The sequence below is a fragment of the Mesorhizobium sp. M0500 genome (assembly GCF_040321165.1).
Lineage (GTDB): Bacteria > Pseudomonadota > Alphaproteobacteria > Rhizobiales > Rhizobiaceae > Mesorhizobium.
Genome location: NZ_JAMYRB010000007.1, coordinates 215555 through 233448, shown reverse-complemented (window position 1 = coordinate 233448; position 17894 = coordinate 215555). Strand labels below are relative to the sequence as shown.

Sequence of the window (17894 nt, the reverse complement as noted above, 5' to 3'; positions counted from 1 at the left end):
GCTGGGCCGCAAAACCGGTAAACCAGCTTGCGTGCGGATGCAACAAGGCCACTTCAACAAACGGTCCCGGGAGACCACCCTCAAATGTTCCAGCGCCTCTTTGGCCACGAACGACATGCCAACCGCGCCATCACCGAGGCGCTTTACGCACAAATCGTGGCGGCGGCGCGGCAAACGGTGTTTTATTCCGCCTGGAACGTGCCGGACACGCCGCTCGGCCGCTTCGAGATGCTGTCGTTGCACATGTTCCTGTTCCAGCACCGGTTGCGCGGCGAGGGCGGTGCTGCGGCAGAGGTTGCGCAGGTGCTGATCGACGAGTTCTTCATGGATGTCGAACATTCGTTGCGTGAATTGGGCATTGGCGACGTCGGCGTGCCGAAGCGAATGCGGAAACTGGCGAAGATGTTCTATGGCCGTACCGCCGCCTATGATGATGCGCTGCAACGAAATGACCATGATGCACTCGCCGCCGCCCTTGCCCGCAATGTCAGGCCGGATGCCGGCGCCTGGCCGCAAGCGTCGCAACTGGCACTCTATGCCGCCGATGCATCAAGGCAACTCGCGGAACAGCCGACCGAATCGATCGTTTCCGGAACGGTGGCATTTCCCGTGGCCAACGCTTGAGCGACGGCAGGCCGATGAAGGTGGCGAAGTGGAGGCGAAGATGAAACACCCTGATACCCACAGCCCAGTGTCATTCCTGGCAAATGTCGCCCGGCTGCCGCAAAAGGGGCTGCCGGTGGTCATCGATGCCGACGCTGGGCAGCGCGCCCTGCTGGCCGTCGAGCACGAGCTGCTTTCGGTCGAGAACTATCGCGCCGAACTCCTGGTCGAGCCCTGGAAGCGCAACGGGGTGAAAGTCAGCGGCCATGTCGAGGCCGATATAACGCAGGCCTGCATCGTCACCCTCGACCCGGTCAAGGCGCATATCGATGAGCCGGTCGAAGCGCTGTTCCTGCCGGAGCAATCCAAGCTCGGGCGGCAAGGTTTCGACGGCGGCGGTGAGATCCTGCTCGACGCCGAAGGCCCGGACAGCCCGGAAACCTTTTCCGGCGATGCGATCGACGTCGGGGCGCTTGCCGAGCAGTTCTTTGGCTTGGCGATCGATCCATATCCGCGCAAGCCGGGTGTATCGCTGGAGGCCGCCGGCGATGCCGAGCCTGTGGAGAATGAATTCCAGCAAAAGCTCAGATCACTGTTGGGAAAATCCTGATAGCTGACCCAATTTGAGAAAAGTTGGTTGTGCGGCAGCCCAAAACCGTTATTTTCGCCGAACCTTCGCGAGCCCCGCACCTTGGCAAGCCCGCTGGCCAAGCAACCGTGAGATGAACACCGCGTGATCAGGATTTCCATCGATGCCATGGGCGGCGATCACGGGCCAAGCGTGGTCATCCCGGCGCTCATGACTGTCGCCACCCGCCGTCCGGATATACGCTTCGTCATTTATGGGCGCGAAGAAGTGGTACGGCCCGAACTCGCCAAATTCCCCAAGCTGGCGGAAGTGAGCGAGTTCATCCACTGCGAGATCGCAGTGCGGATGGACGACAAGCCGAGCCAGGCGCTGCGCCATGGCCGCTGGAAGTCATCGATGTGGAAGGCCGTCGAGGCGGTCAAGGCAGGCACTGCCGACGCCTGCATCTCGGCCGGCAATACCGGCGCGCTGATGGCAATGTCCAGATTCTGCCTTCGCACCATGGCGACCATCGATCGCCCGGCAATCGCGGCGCTCTGGCCGACATTGCGCGGCGAGAGCGTGGTGCTGGACGTCGGCGCCACCATTGGCGCGGATGCGCATCAACTGGTTGATTTTGCCATTTTGGGCACCGGCATGGCGCGCTCGGTTTTCGGCATCGAACGGCCGAGCGTCGGCCTGCTCAATGTCGGCGTCGAGGAGATCAAGGGCCAGGAAGAGGTCAAGGAGGCGGGTCGTATGTTGCGCGAGGCCAACATGGCCTCGATGAACTACCATGGCTTTGTCGAGGGTGACGACATCGGCAAGGGCAGTGTCGACGTCGTCGTTACCGAAGGATTTGCCGGCAACATCGCGCTGAAGACGGCGGAAGGCACCGTCAGGCAGATCGCCGGCTATCTGCGCGCGGCGATGAACCGGACGCTGATGGCCAGGATCGGCTATATCTTCGCCAAGACCGCCTTCGATCGCCTGCGCGAGAAGATGGATGTCGGCCGCTCCAATGGCGGCGTCTTCCTCGGATTGAACGGCATCGTGGTGAAAAGCCATGGCGGGGCTGATTCGGATGGCTTTGCGGCGGCGATCGAGCTTGGCTACGACATGGTGCGCAACAATCTGCTTGACCGCATCGAAGCCGATCTCGACCTGTTCCATGCCCGCAATCCGAATGCCCAGACAATCCGGAAATCCGACGTCGTCATCGACGCAAAGGAATAGGAAAGAGCATTGATCAGATCAGTCGTGCGCGGCACGGGCGCCGCGCTGCCCCGCCGCATTATGAAGAATGCCGATTTCGAAGGCATGGTCGAGACGTCGGACGAGTGGATCGTCCAGCGCACCGGCATTCGGCAGCGCCACATTGCGGCCGACGACGAGACGACGGCCTCGCTGGGCGAGGCGGCAGCGCGCGCAGCCCTCGACAGCGCCGGCCTGACGGCTGACGACATCGACCTGATCGTGCTGGCGACCTCGACGCCCAACAACACCTTTCCCGCGACCGCGGTCGAGATCCAGAACCGGCTCGGCATGCACCACGGTTTTGCCTTCGACCTGCAGGCGGTCTGCTCCGGCTTCGTCTATGCAGTGACGACCGCCGACCTCTATATCCGCGGCGGCTTGGCCAGACGGGTACTGGTGATCGGCTCGGAAACATTTTCGCGTATTCTCGACTGGAACGACCGCTCGACCTGCGTTTTGTTCGGCGACGGCGCCGGCGCGATGGTGCTGGAAGCAGGCACGGGGGCAGGCGGCATCGCCGACCGAGGCGTTCTGGCGGCCAGCCTGCGCTCCGACGGCATCCATAAGGACAAGCTTTTTGTCGACGGTGGGCCGTCGACCACCGGAACCGTCGGGCACCTCAGGATGGAAGGCCGCGAAGTGTTCAAGCATGCGGTCGGCATGATCACCGACGTCATCGAGGCGACGTTCGCACAGGCCGGCATCGGCGCCGCCGATCTCGACTGGTTCGTGCCGCATCAAGCCAATAAACGAATTATTGACGCTTCGGCCAAAAAGCTCGGGATAGAGGAGCGGAAGGTGGTGGTGACCGTCGATTTGCACGGTAATACCTCGGCGGCTTCCGTGCCGCTGGCACTGTCCGCAGCCGTCGCCGACGGTCGCATCAAAAAGGGTGACCTGGTACTGCTCGAGGCGATGGGCGGCGGCTTCACCTGGGGTGCCGTCCTGCTCCGCTGGTAAGTGCCGAACTATCGGGTTCGGGTCCTTGACCTTGACGGATCAATTACTTAGGTTCTGCCGTTGCTTGTATGATTTATGTTTTTGAGCTGATGGGACGGTTCGTATGGGGGGAAAGACACTTACGCGCGCCGACCTCGCTGAAGCCGTTTACCGCAAGGTTGGGCTGTCGCGTACTGAATCGGCTGAGCTTGTCGAGGCGGTGCTGAATGAGATCTGCGAGGCGATCGTTCGCGGCGAGACGGTGAAGCTGTCGTCCTTCGCGACCTTCCACGTGCGCTCCAAAAACGAGCGCATCGGGCGCAATCCCAAGACCGGCGAGGAAGTGCCGATCCTGCCGCGCCGGGTGATGACCTTCAAGTCGTCGAACGTGCTGAAGAACCGTATCCTGCGCTCCCATCAAAACAGCAAAGTCAAGGGCAGCAAGTAGCCGCCCAATCCCCCTTTGCCAAGAATCATGCCCCAGGCTTCGGTTGAAAAGCGAACCCTGCTTTTGCGCCGGGCTTGAATATTGTTTCATAAACCGCTGAAATAAGATGCGATTCGGTACGCCGGATCGGTATTTGGGTGTGATCCGTTCCGGCGGGACGGAAAGCTGCTCTCCTTGTTAAGCGTGATGTCGCCCGAACCCGGTTCCCGCCTTTCGCGATCATGCTCTAGCGTGAGGATTCGCCCATGGACAAGAGCCCTGATGCTTTCCGCACCATCAGCGAGGTCGCGGAGGATCTGGATTTGCCGCAGCACGTGCTGCGCTTCTGGGAGACGCGTTTCAACCAGATCAAGCCGATGAAGCGCGGCGGCGGCCGCCGTTACTACCGTCCGCAGGACGTAGAACTGATCAAGGGTATTCGTCATATGCTCTACGACCAGGGCTATACGATCAAGGGCGTGCAGAAGCTGTTGCGCGAGAACGGCAACCAGTTTCTGATCGCCGTCGGCAGTGGCGACATGGCGGCGGTCGAGGCGATCTCGCAGCGCCGACAGGCCGACACGGTACCGCTGACGCAAGCGGCGCAGCCGCGCGGCCCGGACGACGAAATGCTGGTTGGCCAGCCGAGGGTGAAACCCAGCCGTCGTTTTTTCGGTATAGGCAAGACCGACGAGGAAGGTCCGGTTCCGCCGGACACGTCAAAACTTTCCCGTGACAATCGCGCATTGCTGCAGGAGGCGCTGTTCGACCTCCTGGAATGCAAGCGCCTGCTCGATCAGGTTCGCTAGAGCCCGCCGGGCTGACCGGAACGGTCTTCAGGGTCATGCGTTAGGCTTCCTTCTACAGATGAAGGAAGCACGTCATGGCATCGCTTTCGAGCATCTCCGACACCGATCTGGACAAACAGGTCGCGGCCCTGACCAGGGAACTGGCCACCTTGAAGAAAGCCGTGTTAAAGCGGGGCGGCGCCTTTTACGAAGACGGGCGCGATACCGCGTCGGATTATTATTCGGATATCACTGAGCGCCTCGGCGACGCCTTGCCGGCAATCAGAAGGCAAGGCCGGGCGATCGAGAAGACCGCCCGAGATCACCCGGCGACGGCGGCCGCTGTCGGGCTGGTTCTGGTCGGGCTCGTCGCCAGTCTGTTCCTCGGCGGCCGGCAGCAACAAGCACCGCGAGCGCGTTCAAGATCGGCACGTTGAGATAAGCAAATGGCGGTGGTCAGCGGACCGCCGCCATTTTTCGCCGACACGGAAAGCCCGGCAAGCGCGCCGCCCTTGATCAAGCACCAGAACGCCCTGGTTGCGGGTTGTTCGCCCGAGGGTGTTTTCAGTACTTCTTCGCGACAACCTTCTTGTGATGGTGGCGGTAGTGGTGGACGCGGTGATGGTAGTGATGGCGGTGATGCTTCTTGACGGTGGTGTGCATCGTCGTTGCATTCGCGCTGCTTGCGCCGATGATCGGCATCGAGAGGGCAAGTGCGATTGCAAGTCCAAGGGCGGAGAGAAGAGGCTTGTTCATGACATCGTTTCCTTTTTGCGCAGGCGGAATTTGAGCGTCACTGATTCAGGTCGGTGACTCGAGCGCTGCGGTTGGGACTATCGCCTTGGAGTTTTTCGGCAGTTTTTCCGGCCTGTAGAATTTCGTTTCCGAACTGTGTCTGCTGACGATCCGGCCAGATGTCGGCGCGCCGGCATCCGCCATCCATTCCGGCGTCGGTTCACGATGCCGTGACGCTATCTTTGATGCTTGGCAAATCACCGGCGAGCGGGCATTCTCCCGATCGTCTCAGGCAACAACATGATTTGATCTAACTCTTTCATCCCACGGAGTTGCCAATGCCCCAAATAGCAAAACGCGAACCTTACTCCGAACTGGCGGCGAGCGCGGTTACGCCTGAACGCAGTGCCGTCCGAACCGCCCGGGAAGCCCGTGGATACAGCATCGAAGAGCTGTCCCTGGCGTGCGGGCTGGCAGCCTATGAGATTGCCGACATTGAAAGCGGCAAGGATGCCGATCCCTCGAAACGTCGGCGTATTGCCTCCGCGCTTCAACTTCCGGAAAGCGCTCTGTTTGACGAAGTCGTGTTGCCTGCCAAAAGGCGATCCGTGTCGTAGCGGCGTGTCATGCTTTTATTCCACGAGCTCGCCATGGGTCGCCCTGGCGGGCTTCGTTTTTTCGGCCACGTAGTGGACTTGCCGGCCGCCACGGCGACGCCAGACGGAAATTGCCGGAGATGAGCCTCGAATCCGTTCGCGCCTTTTTCGCCGCACACGCGCCCGAAATTGATGTCATCGTCACGGAGGCAAGCTCGGCGACGGTGCCTCTGGCCGCCGAAGCGCATGGCGTAGCGCCGGCGCAGATAGCCAAGACGATCTGCTTGCGCGCCGGCGACCAGACGATGCTGATCGTGGCCAGCGGGATCTCCAGGCTGGACAATCGCAAATTCAAGGACCGGTTTGGTGGCAAGGCGCGAATGCTGGACGCCGAGCAGGTGCTCGCCGCGACCGATCATCCCGTCGGTGGGGTGTGCCCGTTCGGCCTACCGGCGCCGCTCCCGGTCTACTGCGACATCTCGCTGCGCGCCTTTGACGAGGTCGTCCCGGCGGCAGGCGCGACGAATGCCGCCGTGCGGCTCAGCCCGCAACGCCTGGCCGAACTCGTCGACGCCGAGTGGGTGGATGTGTGCCAGTAGCCATTTATCCGGGTCGTGGGATCCGCTGGGCGTTACCGCTACTCGGTCTTCTGTGGCTCTTCTTTCTTGATCGTCTGAGCGTCCGTGACAGTCGACATATCTGCCTTCTCGACGCTTGCTGTCTTCGTCTGCGTGTCGACCGATGCCTGGACCTTGGAATGCGCGGGGCAATCCGCAGAGGCAGCTGATATGGACATGGTCAGTGCCGCGGCTATTGCGAGGAATGTCTTCATGATCATTCTCCTCTTTCGTTCGATGGGTAAAGTTAGCCCGTCCGGCACCGACCGCAAAATCACATTTGTTCACACGCGCTCCTGCGCAAACGGAAGCCGATGCTGGGCCAGTGATTCAGACGCTGGGCCAGTAATTCAAATGGCTGCGCGGATAGCCGCTTGCCGTATCAAGGCCCACTGGCTCCGGCCGGAGGATTTTTGGCGTTAAAGATCTCGCCGCTCAGAGCCAGTCTCAAATCTTCGGCGCTGAGCTGACCACTTTCAAATAAATCCATCACCCTGCGGCCGAGCACTTCTCTGCCCGGATCTCCATCAGCGAGGCCTAGTTCACGGCATCGGGCATCAAGTGCCTTGGTCAACATGGTCAGCTCGGCAGGACAGGCAACTCCTTGAAGCGACATTGCATCTCTCCCGAAAAGGGCGAAAGCGCGTGGCATCTTCGAAGCGTCCGCTCGCCCTTACAACTGCGGACGACGGCAATTCAACTAGAGCCAACCTTTTTCGAACTCAACATTCAAACGTACCAAAACGCCGCGCGCTCCAATGGGAGGATCCTGCTACAATACGGTATGGCCGTCCGAATAGCGGTTGTCCTCGCGCTTCTTTTCGCCTTCGCCTACGGTTTCGCAAAACTCGCGGAACATTATCGCAGCGTTGGCGACAGGCCCTCTCCGTGTGAAGAATTGCCCTATCCTGATTGTCCTGACCAAAAAGCTCCTCCCCGGGAAGAAACTGAGCCTTGAGCGCGCGCCTGTTCAGGCCAGGCCAGCCGTCGGGATTGAATTAGTTCTTTCCAACCGACGGTTGGTGGACGCATTGCAGCTGATGCGCCTAGGGTTCACTACGATCCGCGCGCACCGGGCATGCCCAACCCCCGAGTCACCCCTGCCTGATGCAAGGCGCCTGATCGAGTCCCGCCGTTCTGGCATGTGCGGCGGGACCTTTTCTTATTGAAGCTGGAATACGGGCTCACGATAAAGGTTGGCGTACTCAGCAAAGCTTACCTAGCCATTACCGCGCGGTTTCTCGGTGGGCTTCTGGCTAGACGCCAGCCTCCGTGCCTCGCGCACGAGTGATGCGTGATCGATTCCTCGATGAGATCACGCGCCCGCGTATGTTGCGCTGGCTGCAGTGCGGCTATTGTCTGTACAGCCAGTTTGGGGGAAAACTGGCTAAGCCTTTGGATTTTAATGGTCGGAGTGGCCGGATTCGAACCGACGACCCCTTGACCCCCAGTCAAGTGCGCTACCGGGCTGCGCTACACTCCGGACCGGTCGCGATGTATCGTGATAGACCGGGTCCGGTCAACCGAATTCGGTTGCTGTTCTGCCTGAAGCAACCGCGACGAGGATTGCCGGTCGCTGCGCCGCCCGCAGCTGCCACTGGTGGCGGTATTCGAGCGCGATGGCACCCCAGATCAAGCCAAGCAGCAGGTAGACATGGCGCCAGTGGTCGATGTCGATGAAGGTGCCGAGCCCGATATTGCCGATGAAGGCGACGTAGGCGCATAGAAGATAAGGCTGCCACGGCCGGTCGCGCAGCAGAATGCGGAAGCCGGCGGCGATCGTCCAGCACGTCAGCGTCAGGAACGACACGAAGCCGAGCCAGCCGTAATCCATCAGCATCTTCAGCCAGATGTCGTGCGTGTCCTCGCCAAACATCTTGCCGAAGACGAGCGGGCCGATGCCGAACGGATGCTCCAGTGCCATCTGAAAGCCGATCGTATAGCGGGCGAAGCGGCCGAGCCGGGCGGTGTCGTAGCTTTGTTCGAGCTGTGCGCGGTTCGAGAACATCTCGGCGACGCCTGGCAGTTGCAGGATGACGATCATTGCGATGACCAGCAGTCCGACGGCGGCGATGGTCATGACGACGACGCGCAGCTTGAACTTGCCGCTGGCGCTCTGCAGGAACAAGGCACCGGTCAGCAGGATCGCCGAAACGGCGAACATGCCCCAGGCGCCGCGCGAAAAGGAAAAGAAAATGCCGGCGGTGATTATCAGCAACGGCACCGCCAATAGCGGCATGCGTGCGACCGAGCCGGTAAGCAGCAGGTAGAGCAGGTAGATGCCGGGCAGCACCAGGAACGGACCGAACACGTTCGGGTCCTGGAAGGCGCCGGCGGCACGGTCGTATTTGGTGAAGATCTCCGCTCCTGGAAAGGCATGGAAATAGCCGGCTATGCCGACCAGCGAAGTCAGCACTGCCGACACCACATAGGCGACGAAGATCACCCGGTAGAGACTGGGCTGGACGGCCGTTACCGAAGCGAAAAAAACCGCGGTTAAGGCCAGGAACAGCGAGACGGCGAGATAGAGCGGCGTGCCGGCGAGGTCCGACATCTGCGTCATCGAGACCATACCGCCGATGTTCATGATAACCAGCAGCACCAGAAGTGGCACCGCCGCGCGCTGTATACGCATGCCGAACAAGGGCCACACCACGATCAGCCCGATCATGTAGAGATCGTACGGCGCGGGCTCGGCAATGACGAAACCGGACAGGAAAACGCCGAGGAAAACCGCCCCCGACGCAATCAGTGCAATTAGCTTGGCGTTGACCGCCGCAGCCGGCAATTCATAGGCCGTCGCGATCAATACGCGTTTTCCGTATTGAGCAGGCGGATCGGCGTCAGGAACAGGATTCTGAGGTCGAACAGGAGCGACCAGTTCTCGATGTAATAGAGGTCGTATTCCGTCCGCATGCGGATCTTCTCGTTGGTGTCCATCTCGCCGCGCCAGCCATTGATCTGCGCCCAGCCGGTCACACCGGGTTTGACCTTGTGGCGAGCGAAATAGCCGTCGACCACTTCATTGTAGAGGAGGTTGTGCGACTGCGCGGCAATGGCGTGCGGGCGCGGCCCGACCAGCGACAGCGAACCGAACAGCGAATTGAAGAACTGCGGCAGTTCGTCGATCGAGGTCTTGCGGATGAAGCGGCCGACGCGGGTGACGCGCGGATCGTTCTTGGTCACGGTCTGCTTCGCCGTCGGGTCCGCCTTGTCGGTATACATCGACCGGAACTTGTAGACCTCGATGATCTCGTTGTTGAAGCCGTGCCGCTTCTGGTGGAACAGCACCGGTCCCTTGCTGTCGAGTTTGATCGCGATCGCGGTCGCCAGCATCACCGGCGAGAACACGATGATGCCGATGATCGAAAAGACGATGTCGAAGGCGCGTTTCGCGACCGAATCCCAGTCGTTGATAGGCTTGTCGAAGATATCGAGCATCGGCACCGAGCCGATGTAGGAATAGGCGCGCGGCCTGAACTGCAGCGCGTTCGAATGCGCCGATAGCCGGATGTCGACCGGCAGCACCCACAGCTTCTTCAATAACTGCAGCACGCGCGATTCGGCGGTCAGCGGCAGCGATACGATCAGCATGTCGATGCGCGCGATGCGGGCAAATTCGATGAGTTCGGAAATTGTACCGAGCTTGGGATAACCGGCGACAACCGGTGGCGACCGCTTATCGCCGCGGTCGTCGAAGATGCCGCAGATGCGGATGTCGTTGTAGGGCTGCCTTTCGACCGAGCGGATCAATACCTCCGCCGCCTTGCCGCCGCCGACGATGACGGCGCGGCGCTCCATCCGCCCGTCGCGCGCCCAGCGCCGGATCAGCTTCGACATCACCAGGCGGAGACCCAGGATCAACACGAAACCGACGACGAACCACGTGCCGAAGAGCAGGCGCGAATAGTCTTCCGACATTTTCATGGTGAAGGCGGTGAGCGCCATCAAGGCGAAGGTTCCGGCCCAGACCAGCAGGAGACGGCCGAAATTGGCGATCGGCCGCATCAGCGCGACGATCTGGTAGCAGTCGGTGACGTCGAACAGAACGACCGCGAGGAACGAGGTGGCGGCGATCGTCAGTGAGTATTGCCAGGCAAGATAGTTGAAAAAGCCGACATAATAGAAATAGACGGCAAGACCTGACACCAACAGCAGCGCGAATTCCACCATGCGCAGGACGCCGCTCACCATGATCGGCGACATCGTATCGCGCCGGTATTGCGAGGCGACCTGGCGGGCAACATCGTTCATGCCGCCGGCCGTATTGTTCTCGGCAGGGGCGTCGAATTTGCGCACCGCGTCTAGCGAAAAACGGCGCGCGGGGTCGATTTCGTTCATGGGGCGTCCGCAGGTTTCCCTCAGGTGAATAGCAAAAGAGAGCTAAGAAACCCTTGAAACAACACATGGCTTTGGAGACGCTTTCACCAGGAGCAGCCCGGTGGAAAACCCGTTGCTCTATTTTTTGAGCGCGGCGAAATAAGCCTTTTCGATTTCGGCGGCCATTACATCGGCGCCGAAGCGTGCCTTGAGGTCGGCGAGGCCGGGCATCAGGCCTTTGTAGGTGTCGAGATCGGCCAATGCGGCGCTTATCTTGTCGCCAAGTTCGCGCGGGTCGGGCCGGATCAGGACAGGCGAGCCGGTGTCGAAGATTTCCGGTATGCCGCCGACCGCCGTCGCGATGATCGGCTTGCCGGCGGCGAGCGCTTCCAGAACTATATAGGGCATGGCTTCCGCGCGCGAGGGAACGACGACCAGTTCGGCCAGCCTGAAGGCGAGCCTGGCCGGCATCGGCGCCAGGAAGCTGACCTCGAGGCCGAGCTGCTTCACCTGGGCGCGATAGCGCGGTAGGTCGTCGCCGTCGCCGACCATCAGCGCTTTCAATGGGCGGCCGAGCCGTGTCGCGGCTAGCCCCAGCGCATCGATGAAGATGTCCGGGCCTTTGAGGTCTCGCATCATGCCGATATAGAGGAGGTCAACCGCATTGTGCTCGGTCCGCACCGGCTCGAACTCGGCGGCGCGCAGGCCGTTGTGGACGAGAGCGTTCGGAATGGGCGGCTCGCCGACCTTCCTGCGATAAGTCCGCCGCTCATAATCGGAAACAAACAGCAGGCAATCGGTGAAGCGAGCCATGAAGCGCTCGAGCGCGAAGAACAGCTTCCCCATGGCGGTGGTCTCGTCATAGTGAAGCGAGCCGCCATGCGGCGAATAAAGGCGGGCTACGCGAGACCTGGATACCCGCAACAATGAGCCGAACAGACGGGCATAGGCGCCACCTTTGGCGCCATGCCCGTGCAGCACGTCCGGCCGCAATTCTTTTATGATCCTATAGGTGCGCCGGGCCGAGGCGAGATCGCCTGGCCCGACATGCCGCTGCATCGGGGTGCGGTGAATGCCGAGCGCCAGGCTGCCTTTCATCTGTTCGAACAGCCGTTCCTCGAAATCGCCGCCCGTCGTCGAATCGCAGACAATGCCGACGGCATGGCCGGCGGCGACCTGAGCCTCGGTCAGGTCGCGCACATGCCGGAAGATGCCTCCGACCGGTGAGCGAAAGCAGTGGACGATCCTGAGTGTGTCCGCCACTTTGTCAGCACATCAAAACAGGCGTTCGCGAACATAGACTGTATCGCCGGGCAATAGCGGGTCGGAGGTCACCACGCGTCCGGTTATCACCTTGCCGTTGATGTCGCGGGTAATGTCGACGCTTTCCTGGTTGGCGCGTGGCGTGAACCCGCCGGCGATGGCGACGGCTTTCTGCACGGTCAGGCCTGGAACGTAGGAATACTGCCCCGCCGCACCCACTTCACCCATGACGAAGATCGGCCGGTAGCGATCGATTTCGACCGAAACATCGGGATCCCGCAAATAACCCTGGCGCAGTTTCTCGGCGATCTCGCTTTCAAGCTGTTGGGCGGTGTGGCCGCGCGCCGGCACGTTGCCGACGAGCGGCAGCGAGAGATAGCCGGACTGGTCGACGCTGTAGGTATTGGTCAGTCCTTCCTGCTCGAACACGGTTACGCGGACGCGGTCGCCGGCGCCGAGGCGATAGGGCTGGTCGAGAACTTCATGGAATGCGGCCGGCGTCGGCCGGTAGCTGGAGCAGCCCGAAAGCATCGATACGGCAAGCAGCGCGCGGAAAAGGGGAGCAGTGCTTTTCATGAGCGGACACGTACCTTTGAATAGCCGGCGACTCTGCGGCAAACCTTAACGATCGAGCTCGGTTATCATCCTGTTAGGGTTAATGGCCGGTAAAGGCGCGCGGCCGATGCGGGCCGGATCGACAAATGCAGATGGTTTTCAGCCTCTTGTTTGCGGCTTGTTAGTAGAGCCTAACAGGTTCTTACCACGATATTAACGGCTGAGTTACCATAGTTGTTTACGGTGCATGCTGACTCAGTACCGGAGCAGGGATGCATGTCCGTTCAATCCGCGGCCGCAGATGTCGACGTCGATCTCAGGCAGCTTTTCGCCAGCCTGGCGCGAAACTGGTTGCGCATCCTTGTCGTCGCACTGGTTGTAACCGGCCTGGCCTTTGCGCTCGCCTGGCTTGCAACGCCCGAATACAAGGCGGCAGCCAAGCTGGAGATCGGGCCTCGAGAATCGGAGTTCACGCGGCCAGCCGGGGCCAACGGCAACGAGCGGTCGATTCCCGACGAAGAGGCTGTGGCCACCGAGGTCCAGATCATCTCGTCCCCCGACATCCTCAAGCAGGTGGCGGCGAAGCTCAACCTGGCGAAATTGCCCGAATTCGACGAGGCGCTGAAGATGTCGGCGCTGAGCCGCGCCCTTGTCCTTGTTGGCTTGAAAAGCGATCCGTTCGAGATTCCGCTGGAAGAGCGCGTGCTGGACGCAATGCATGAGAAGCTCAACGTCTATGGCGTTGAAAAAACCCGCGCGATCGCAATCGAGTTCTCGTCAGAGGATCCAAAGCTTGCCGCCGCGATCCCGAACGCCATTGCAAACGCCTATATCGCCTCCAAGGGCAATGCCAAGCTCGAATCGAATTCCGCCGCCACCGACTTTCTGGCGCCGGAAATCGCGGATCTGCAGAACCGGGTGAAGGAGGCGGAAGCCAAGGTTGCCGCATTCCGTGCGCAGTCCGATCTTTTGATGGGCGGCAACAATTCGGTGCTTGCCACCCAGCAGCTGTCCGAATTGTCGAGCGAACTGTCACGCGTGCGCGCCAATCGCGCTTCGGCGGAAGCGACCGCTGACAGCGTGCGCAGGGCGTTGCGCAATGGCGGCTCGCTGGATGCCGTTCCGGAGGTGTTGTCTTCCGAACTGATCCAGCGCCTGCGCGAGCGGCAAGTCGAACTCAAGAACAACATCGCCGACCTTTCCACCACCTTGCTCGACAACCATCCGCGCATCCGCGCGCTGAAGTCGCAGCTCGCGGATCTCGACCGCCAGATCCGCAACGAAGCGGAAAAGATCATGAAAGGTCTGATGGCGCAGGCCGAGACGGCGAAGGCGCGAGAGGCTCAACTCGTGGCAGACGTCAACACGCTGAAGGCGGCGTCCGCCCGCGCCGGCGAAGAGCAGGTGGAACTCGATGCGCTGCAGCGTGATGCCGCGACCAAGCGTCAGCAGCTCGATCTCTATTCATCCAGCTATCTCCAGGCGGCCGCACGCAAGGATCGCAACTATCTGCCCGTCGACGCTCGCGTATTTTCGGAGGCCCAGGTGCCGGCCGAACCTTATTTCCCCAAGATTGGTCCGATTGTCAGTGCGGCCTTTGTCGGCTCGTTGCTCATCATGGCGATCGTCACGCTGCTGCAGGAACTGTTTTCCGGCCGCGCCATGCGTCCGGCCGCCGGTGCCCATTTCGAGCGCATCGAGCAGGTTGCGATGCCGGCTGTCCAGGCCGAACGCGTGATGGCCGAGCCCGACCCGTCGGTTGGCCGGTCCGAACCGGCAGTCGTCGAGATCGATGAGGCCGACGACGACAATATCATTGAAAGCAAAGTGGAGCCGGAACCCGTCGCGGTGGCGGAAGCGGCTGCCGAGAAAATCGAACCGGAGTACTCTGAAATGGCCGCTGGAGACATTGAACCGGCACGTTCTATCCTCGGCGAGGTCGACATCGACAAGGCCGCGGAAAAACTGATCGCCACCGGTGCCGCCCGCGCCATATTCGTGTCGCCAGAAGGCGACGAGGCGGCCGCCTCGGCGGTGTTGGTGGCGCGCGCAGTCTCCGACGCCGGGCTACGCGTGCTGCTGCTTGATCTCACCGCTTCGGGTGCCGCCTCGCGGCCGATGCTGGACAGCGGGCTGTTTCCGGGCATCACCGATCTGCTCGCCTCGCAAGCGCAGTTCAGCGATGTGATCCACCCCGATCTCTATTCGGACTGCCACGTTATTCCCGTCGGCACAGCCGATCCGGTCCGCGCCATGCGCGCCGCCGACCGGCTGCCGATCATCATGCAGTCGCTGACCACCGCCTATGATTTGGTCGTGGTCGAATGCGGACCGGCCGACGCGCAAGGCATCAGCCGCCTGGTGGGCGAGGGGACCGAGGTCTTGCTCTCCATGCTTGAGCCGGACGACGAGGTGACGCAGGCCGCGGTCGCGCTCATCGAGAGTGGCTATCCCGACCTGACGCTGGTCACGCCCATCGGCCATGTGGCGCCGGGCCCAATGCCGGGACGGCGCTCGGCCGCCTGAGGCAGTTTTCTCTCAAATCGAAATCAGCTGTCGTCTTCGCCTGCGGCCGGTGCTGTCCGCCCCACGGCTTTGCGGCGCAGCAGCTTGGTCAGCTTCCAGACCATTGGGCTGTGCTTGATGAATGCCTTCAGGCTTGCGCCGTGCCTGAGCGCAAGCGCCAGCGCACGACCTTTCAGCGTCAGCGGAACCAGCACCTCGAAATGCTGCGTTTCGACATCGCACCACAATCGCTTGTAGGGTTCGTCGCCGACCGAGAAATCATAGATTTCGAAACCCGCCTCGCAGGCTTCCAGGATGTTCTCGAAGAACAGGAAGTCGCCCGGGCTGGTGTGTGCGAGGTCGTCCTCGGCGATCGCCCCGAATTCGCAGATCAGCCGCTTGCCCGTGCGGCTCGATCCGGTGACTGCACGAAGTTTCCCGGCGACTTCCAGCCCATGCAGGACGAAGGACGGATATTCCTCTTGAAGCGCGTCGGCAAACAGCGAGCGGAAAAAAGCGCGCACCTCCGCCTCACCGAAAACATTGGCGATGCCCATCTTGCGGAAGCGGAATTCCTTCATCTCGAAAAAGGCATCGAGCAGCATGTGCACCTCGTCCGCAGTCCTCGCCTCGATGCGACGATAGCTGCCAACGGCCTCGAACTTGCGCGCCTGCGAGCGATGCTTCTTGCGCCTGCGCTTGCCGCTCACGCGGGTGAGCAGTGCGTCAAATCCTCCCACAAGACCGGCGGCCAGCGACAGATTGGGGCTCGAAAAATGCGGCAAGGCGGAGAGCGGGTTGGCAACGCCGTCGAGATCGGGCAGCAGCCGCTCCAGCGCAACAAGATCGATGTCGCGCCGCGTCTTGGCAATCGCAGCCAGCATCGAGCGGATCGCCGCGCTATCGGCATTCGACAGCCATTGCGGGTCGGCGGCGGCAAAATTGCCGTTTGCATGGCGGCCGCCCATGAACCGGGCGACGCGGAACGCTCCACTGCGAGTGACCTCCAGCGCCAGTGAGAAAACCGGCCTGTCCTCGGCGCGCAGCGTCGCAACGACAACGTCGGCGCCGGTATGTGCGGCCCAGTTCAGGATCCAGCCTGCGCTTTGCGCAGGGGCAAAAAGCGCCGAATGGCAGAATTCTGCGTACGCCGCCAACGCCGCACTATCGGCGACCGAGGTTGACAGGCCGGCTTTGCCGGCCGGCAAGGCACACGGCGACGCCTCGCTGCTTGCCAGCTGATTGCCGTCAAATGACGCGGTGGCGTCAACCATACCTCAATCCTTAGGGCGTATTCGTCGCGATTGGGGGTCCGCGCAGGCGCATTCCATGCTTGATGAGCTTAGGCGCAAAAGGTGAATGAATGATCGACGGGGGCGAGGCAATCCGCAAACTGGCGCTCAATCTCGCCCGCTATTCCGGTCTCGCTCCGCTGGCCAAGCCGTTTATCGGCGGTCTCGGCGCTATCCTGATGCTGCATCGGGTAACCGCGACACCGGAAAAGCCGAACGGCGTCAACCGCCACTTGAACATCGCGCCTGGGTTTCTCGACACCGTGATCGCCGACATGAAGGCGAACGGCTACAGTTTCGTCACGCTTGACGAGGCGATCGAGCGCATCAAGGCTGGCGACAAGGACGGCCAGTTTGCGACGATCACCGCCGACGACGCCTATCGAGACAACATGACCGAGGCGCTGCCGGTGCTGGAGAAACACGGCGCGCCGATCACCATCTACGTCGCGCCGGGACTGATCGACGGCGCTGCCGATTTGTGGTGGGACGTGGTCGAGGACATCGTCAATGCGCGCGATCGCCTGACGCTGACGACGCCGGATGGCCCGGTGACAATCGACTGCTCGAGTCCGGGAAAAAAGGTCCAGGCCAATGCGCGCCTGCACGCTCATCTGACGCTGAAGGTGCGCGAGCAGGACCAGCGTGCGGTGTTGCGGGATCTGGCGCGCTCGAACGGCATCGAGTTGGGTGCTCCGCGCCCGAGCACGCTGATGAACTGGGACGAGATCCGCACCATGGCCGAGCACCCGCTGGTGACGATCGGCGCACATAGCGTCAATCACTGCAATCTGAAGCGGCTTTCCGAGAGCGATGCGCGACATGAGATCGGCGACGTCAAGCGCATATTGCAGGCCAAACTCGGCGAGGAGCCGCGCCATTTCGCCTATCCCTACGGTTATGCCAGTGCCGTCGGCCGCCGCGAAGTAGGCCTAGTCCGCGATGCCGGCTATGCCTCGGCGGTGACGACCCGCCACGGCATACTCCGCGCCGAGCATGCCGGCTTCCTGCACGCCCTGCCGCGCATTTCGGTCAATGGCCGCTATCAGAGCGTCGCCCACATCCGAACAATGTTGTCGGGCGTGACGACGCCGCTGGCCAATGCCGGCAAGACGGTGGTGACGATCTAACTGTTGCCTCGCCCCTTCGGCCGCGGCTCCAGGATCAGCCATTTGATGATGCCCATCGCCGGCAGCACCCACAAAAGCCCGCTGAGCAGGAAGAAGATGAAGTGCGCCAGCGGCCCGGACTGCGACAATTGGGCGACCGCCACGATCGAGGCGACCAGCGCATAGACTATGACCAGCACTACCAGCAGGAAGCTTCCGATCAGCTTTTTCAGGCGAATGGGCATGGCGCGATCTCGTTGAAGCTATCGCTTAGGCCGAACAGCCAATACGCGCAACCCGCCAGAAACGGCGCGACGGCG

20 protein-coding genes and 1 tRNA gene are annotated in these 17894 nt (G+C 61.6%); 11 read left to right on the top strand and 10 right to left on the bottom strand.

Translation table 11 applies throughout. The features are described 5' to 3' along the window. The first annotated feature begins 84 nt into the window (after positions 1-84). From NKI70_RS16190 to NKI70_RS16160, 7 genes are all read left to right on the top strand, one after another. Positions 85-624 carry a ubiquinol-cytochrome C chaperone family protein gene (locus NKI70_RS16190; RefSeq protein WP_352456591.1) on the top strand — a complete coding sequence of 180 codons (540 nt, stop codon included), beginning with the start codon at positions 85-87 and terminating at the stop codon, positions 622-624. Between the two features lie 40 nt (positions 625-664). Further along, positions 665-1213, top strand: coding sequence for a YceD family protein (locus NKI70_RS16185; RefSeq protein WP_352571459.1), 549 nt, complete (start codon positions 665-667; stop codon positions 1211-1213). Positions 1214-1336: 123 nt separating this feature from the next. Continuing rightward, positions 1337-2407, top strand: a complete 1071-nt coding sequence (gene plsX, locus NKI70_RS16180) for a phosphate acyltransferase PlsX (RefSeq protein ID WP_352449317.1) — start codon at positions 1337-1339, stop codon at positions 2405-2407. 9 nt (positions 2408-2416) lie between these two features. Continuing rightward, the gene (locus NKI70_RS16175; protein ID WP_023674509.1) at positions 2417-3388 is read left to right on the top strand and encodes a beta-ketoacyl-ACP synthase III; all 972 of its coding nucleotides are present in this window, start codon (positions 2417-2419) and stop codon (positions 3386-3388) included. 103 nt (positions 3389-3491) lie between these two features. After that, positions 3492-3815 (top strand): integration host factor subunit alpha, encoded by a 324-nt coding sequence (locus NKI70_RS16170; RefSeq protein ID WP_023674510.1) that lies wholly within the window; start codon positions 3492-3494, stop codon positions 3813-3815. A 245-nt stretch (positions 3816-4060) separates the two neighbouring features. Continuing rightward, positions 4061-4603 carry a MerR family transcriptional regulator gene (locus NKI70_RS16165; RefSeq protein WP_023674511.1) on the top strand — a complete coding sequence of 181 codons (543 nt, stop codon included), beginning with the start codon at positions 4061-4063 and terminating at the stop codon, positions 4601-4603. Between the two features lie 74 nt (positions 4604-4677). Next, entirely contained in the window at positions 4678-5019 is a 342-nt protein-coding gene (locus NKI70_RS16160; protein WP_023674512.1) for a hypothetical protein, read from the top strand. A 127-nt stretch (positions 5020-5146) separates the two neighbouring features. Here NKI70_RS16160 and NKI70_RS16155 read toward each other — a convergent pair whose 3' ends face one another. Further along, positions 5147-5338 (bottom strand): hypothetical protein, encoded by a 192-nt coding sequence (locus NKI70_RS16155; protein WP_352700272.1) that lies wholly within the window; start codon positions 5336-5338, stop codon positions 5147-5149. A 317-nt stretch (positions 5339-5655) separates the two neighbouring features. On the opposite strand from NKI70_RS16155, the gene NKI70_RS16150 reads away from it, so the two are divergent. Next, the gene (locus NKI70_RS16150) at positions 5656-5934 is read left to right on the top strand and encodes a helix-turn-helix domain-containing protein (RefSeq protein ID WP_352456593.1); all 279 of its coding nucleotides are present in this window, start codon (positions 5656-5658) and stop codon (positions 5932-5934) included. A gap of 119 nt (positions 5935-6053) precedes the next feature. Further along, positions 6054-6512: a YbaK/EbsC family protein gene (locus tag NKI70_RS16145; RefSeq protein WP_352456594.1), complete on the top strand. Its 459-nt coding sequence runs from the start codon at positions 6054-6056 to the stop codon at positions 6510-6512. 38 nt (positions 6513-6550) lie between these two features. On the opposite strand, the gene NKI70_RS16140 is transcribed toward NKI70_RS16145, so the two are convergent. The 7 genes from NKI70_RS16140 to NKI70_RS16110 form a co-directional block, all read right to left on the bottom strand. Continuing rightward, positions 6551-6745 (bottom strand): hypothetical protein, encoded by a 195-nt coding sequence (locus NKI70_RS16140; protein ID WP_023674517.1) that lies wholly within the window; start codon positions 6743-6745, stop codon positions 6551-6553. Between the two features lie 167 nt (positions 6746-6912). Continuing rightward, on the bottom strand, positions 6913-7146 hold the full coding sequence (locus NKI70_RS16135) for a hypothetical protein (protein ID WP_352471996.1): 234 nt from the start codon (positions 7144-7146) through the stop codon (positions 6913-6915). Between the two features lie 790 nt (positions 7147-7936). After that, a tRNA-Pro gene (locus tag NKI70_RS16130) sits at positions 7937-8013 on the bottom strand. A 36-nt stretch (positions 8014-8049) separates the two neighbouring features. Further along, positions 8050-9339, bottom strand: coding sequence for an O-antigen ligase family protein (locus NKI70_RS16125; RefSeq protein ID WP_352456596.1), 1290 nt, complete (start codon positions 9337-9339; stop codon positions 8050-8052). Beyond that, the gene (locus NKI70_RS16120) at positions 9336-10871 is read right to left on the bottom strand and encodes an undecaprenyl-phosphate glucose phosphotransferase (RefSeq protein WP_352724746.1); all 1536 of its coding nucleotides are present in this window, start codon (positions 10869-10871) and stop codon (positions 9336-9338) included. Before NKI70_RS16120 ends, NKI70_RS16125 begins: the two co-directional genes overlap by 4 nt. 117 nt (positions 10872-10988) lie before the next feature. Beyond that, entirely contained in the window at positions 10989-12113 is a 1125-nt protein-coding gene (locus NKI70_RS16115) for a glycosyltransferase family 4 protein (protein ID WP_352456598.1), read from the bottom strand. A gap of 12 nt (positions 12114-12125) precedes the next feature. Next, positions 12126-12689, bottom strand: a complete 564-nt coding sequence (locus NKI70_RS16110; protein WP_023674625.1) for a polysaccharide biosynthesis/export family protein — start codon at positions 12687-12689, stop codon at positions 12126-12128. Positions 12690-12944: 255 nt separating this feature from the next. Between NKI70_RS16110 and NKI70_RS16105 the strand changes: the two genes are divergently transcribed. Further along, entirely contained in the window at positions 12945-15194 is a 2250-nt protein-coding gene (locus NKI70_RS16105) for a GumC family protein (protein WP_023674626.1), read from the top strand. 23 nt (positions 15195-15217) lie between these two features. Here the strand turns inward: NKI70_RS16105 and NKI70_RS16100 are convergent, their stop codons facing one another. Then, entirely contained in the window at positions 15218-16447 is a 1230-nt protein-coding gene (locus NKI70_RS16100; protein WP_352456599.1) for a GNAT family N-acetyltransferase, read from the bottom strand. 89 nt (positions 16448-16536) lie between these two features. On the opposite strand from NKI70_RS16100, the gene NKI70_RS16095 reads away from it, so the two are divergent. Further along, positions 16537-17595 carry a polysaccharide deacetylase family protein gene (locus tag NKI70_RS16095; protein WP_352456600.1) on the top strand — a complete coding sequence of 353 codons (1059 nt, stop codon included), beginning with the start codon at positions 16537-16539 and terminating at the stop codon, positions 17593-17595. On the opposite strand, the gene NKI70_RS16090 is transcribed toward NKI70_RS16095, so the two are convergent. Beyond that, positions 17592-17819 (bottom strand): DUF2842 domain-containing protein, encoded by a 228-nt coding sequence (locus NKI70_RS16090; RefSeq protein WP_023674629.1) that lies wholly within the window; start codon positions 17817-17819, stop codon positions 17592-17594. The two genes, NKI70_RS16095 and NKI70_RS16090, sit on opposite strands and share 4 nt — an antisense overlap. Positions 17820-17894 lie beyond the last annotated feature (75 nt).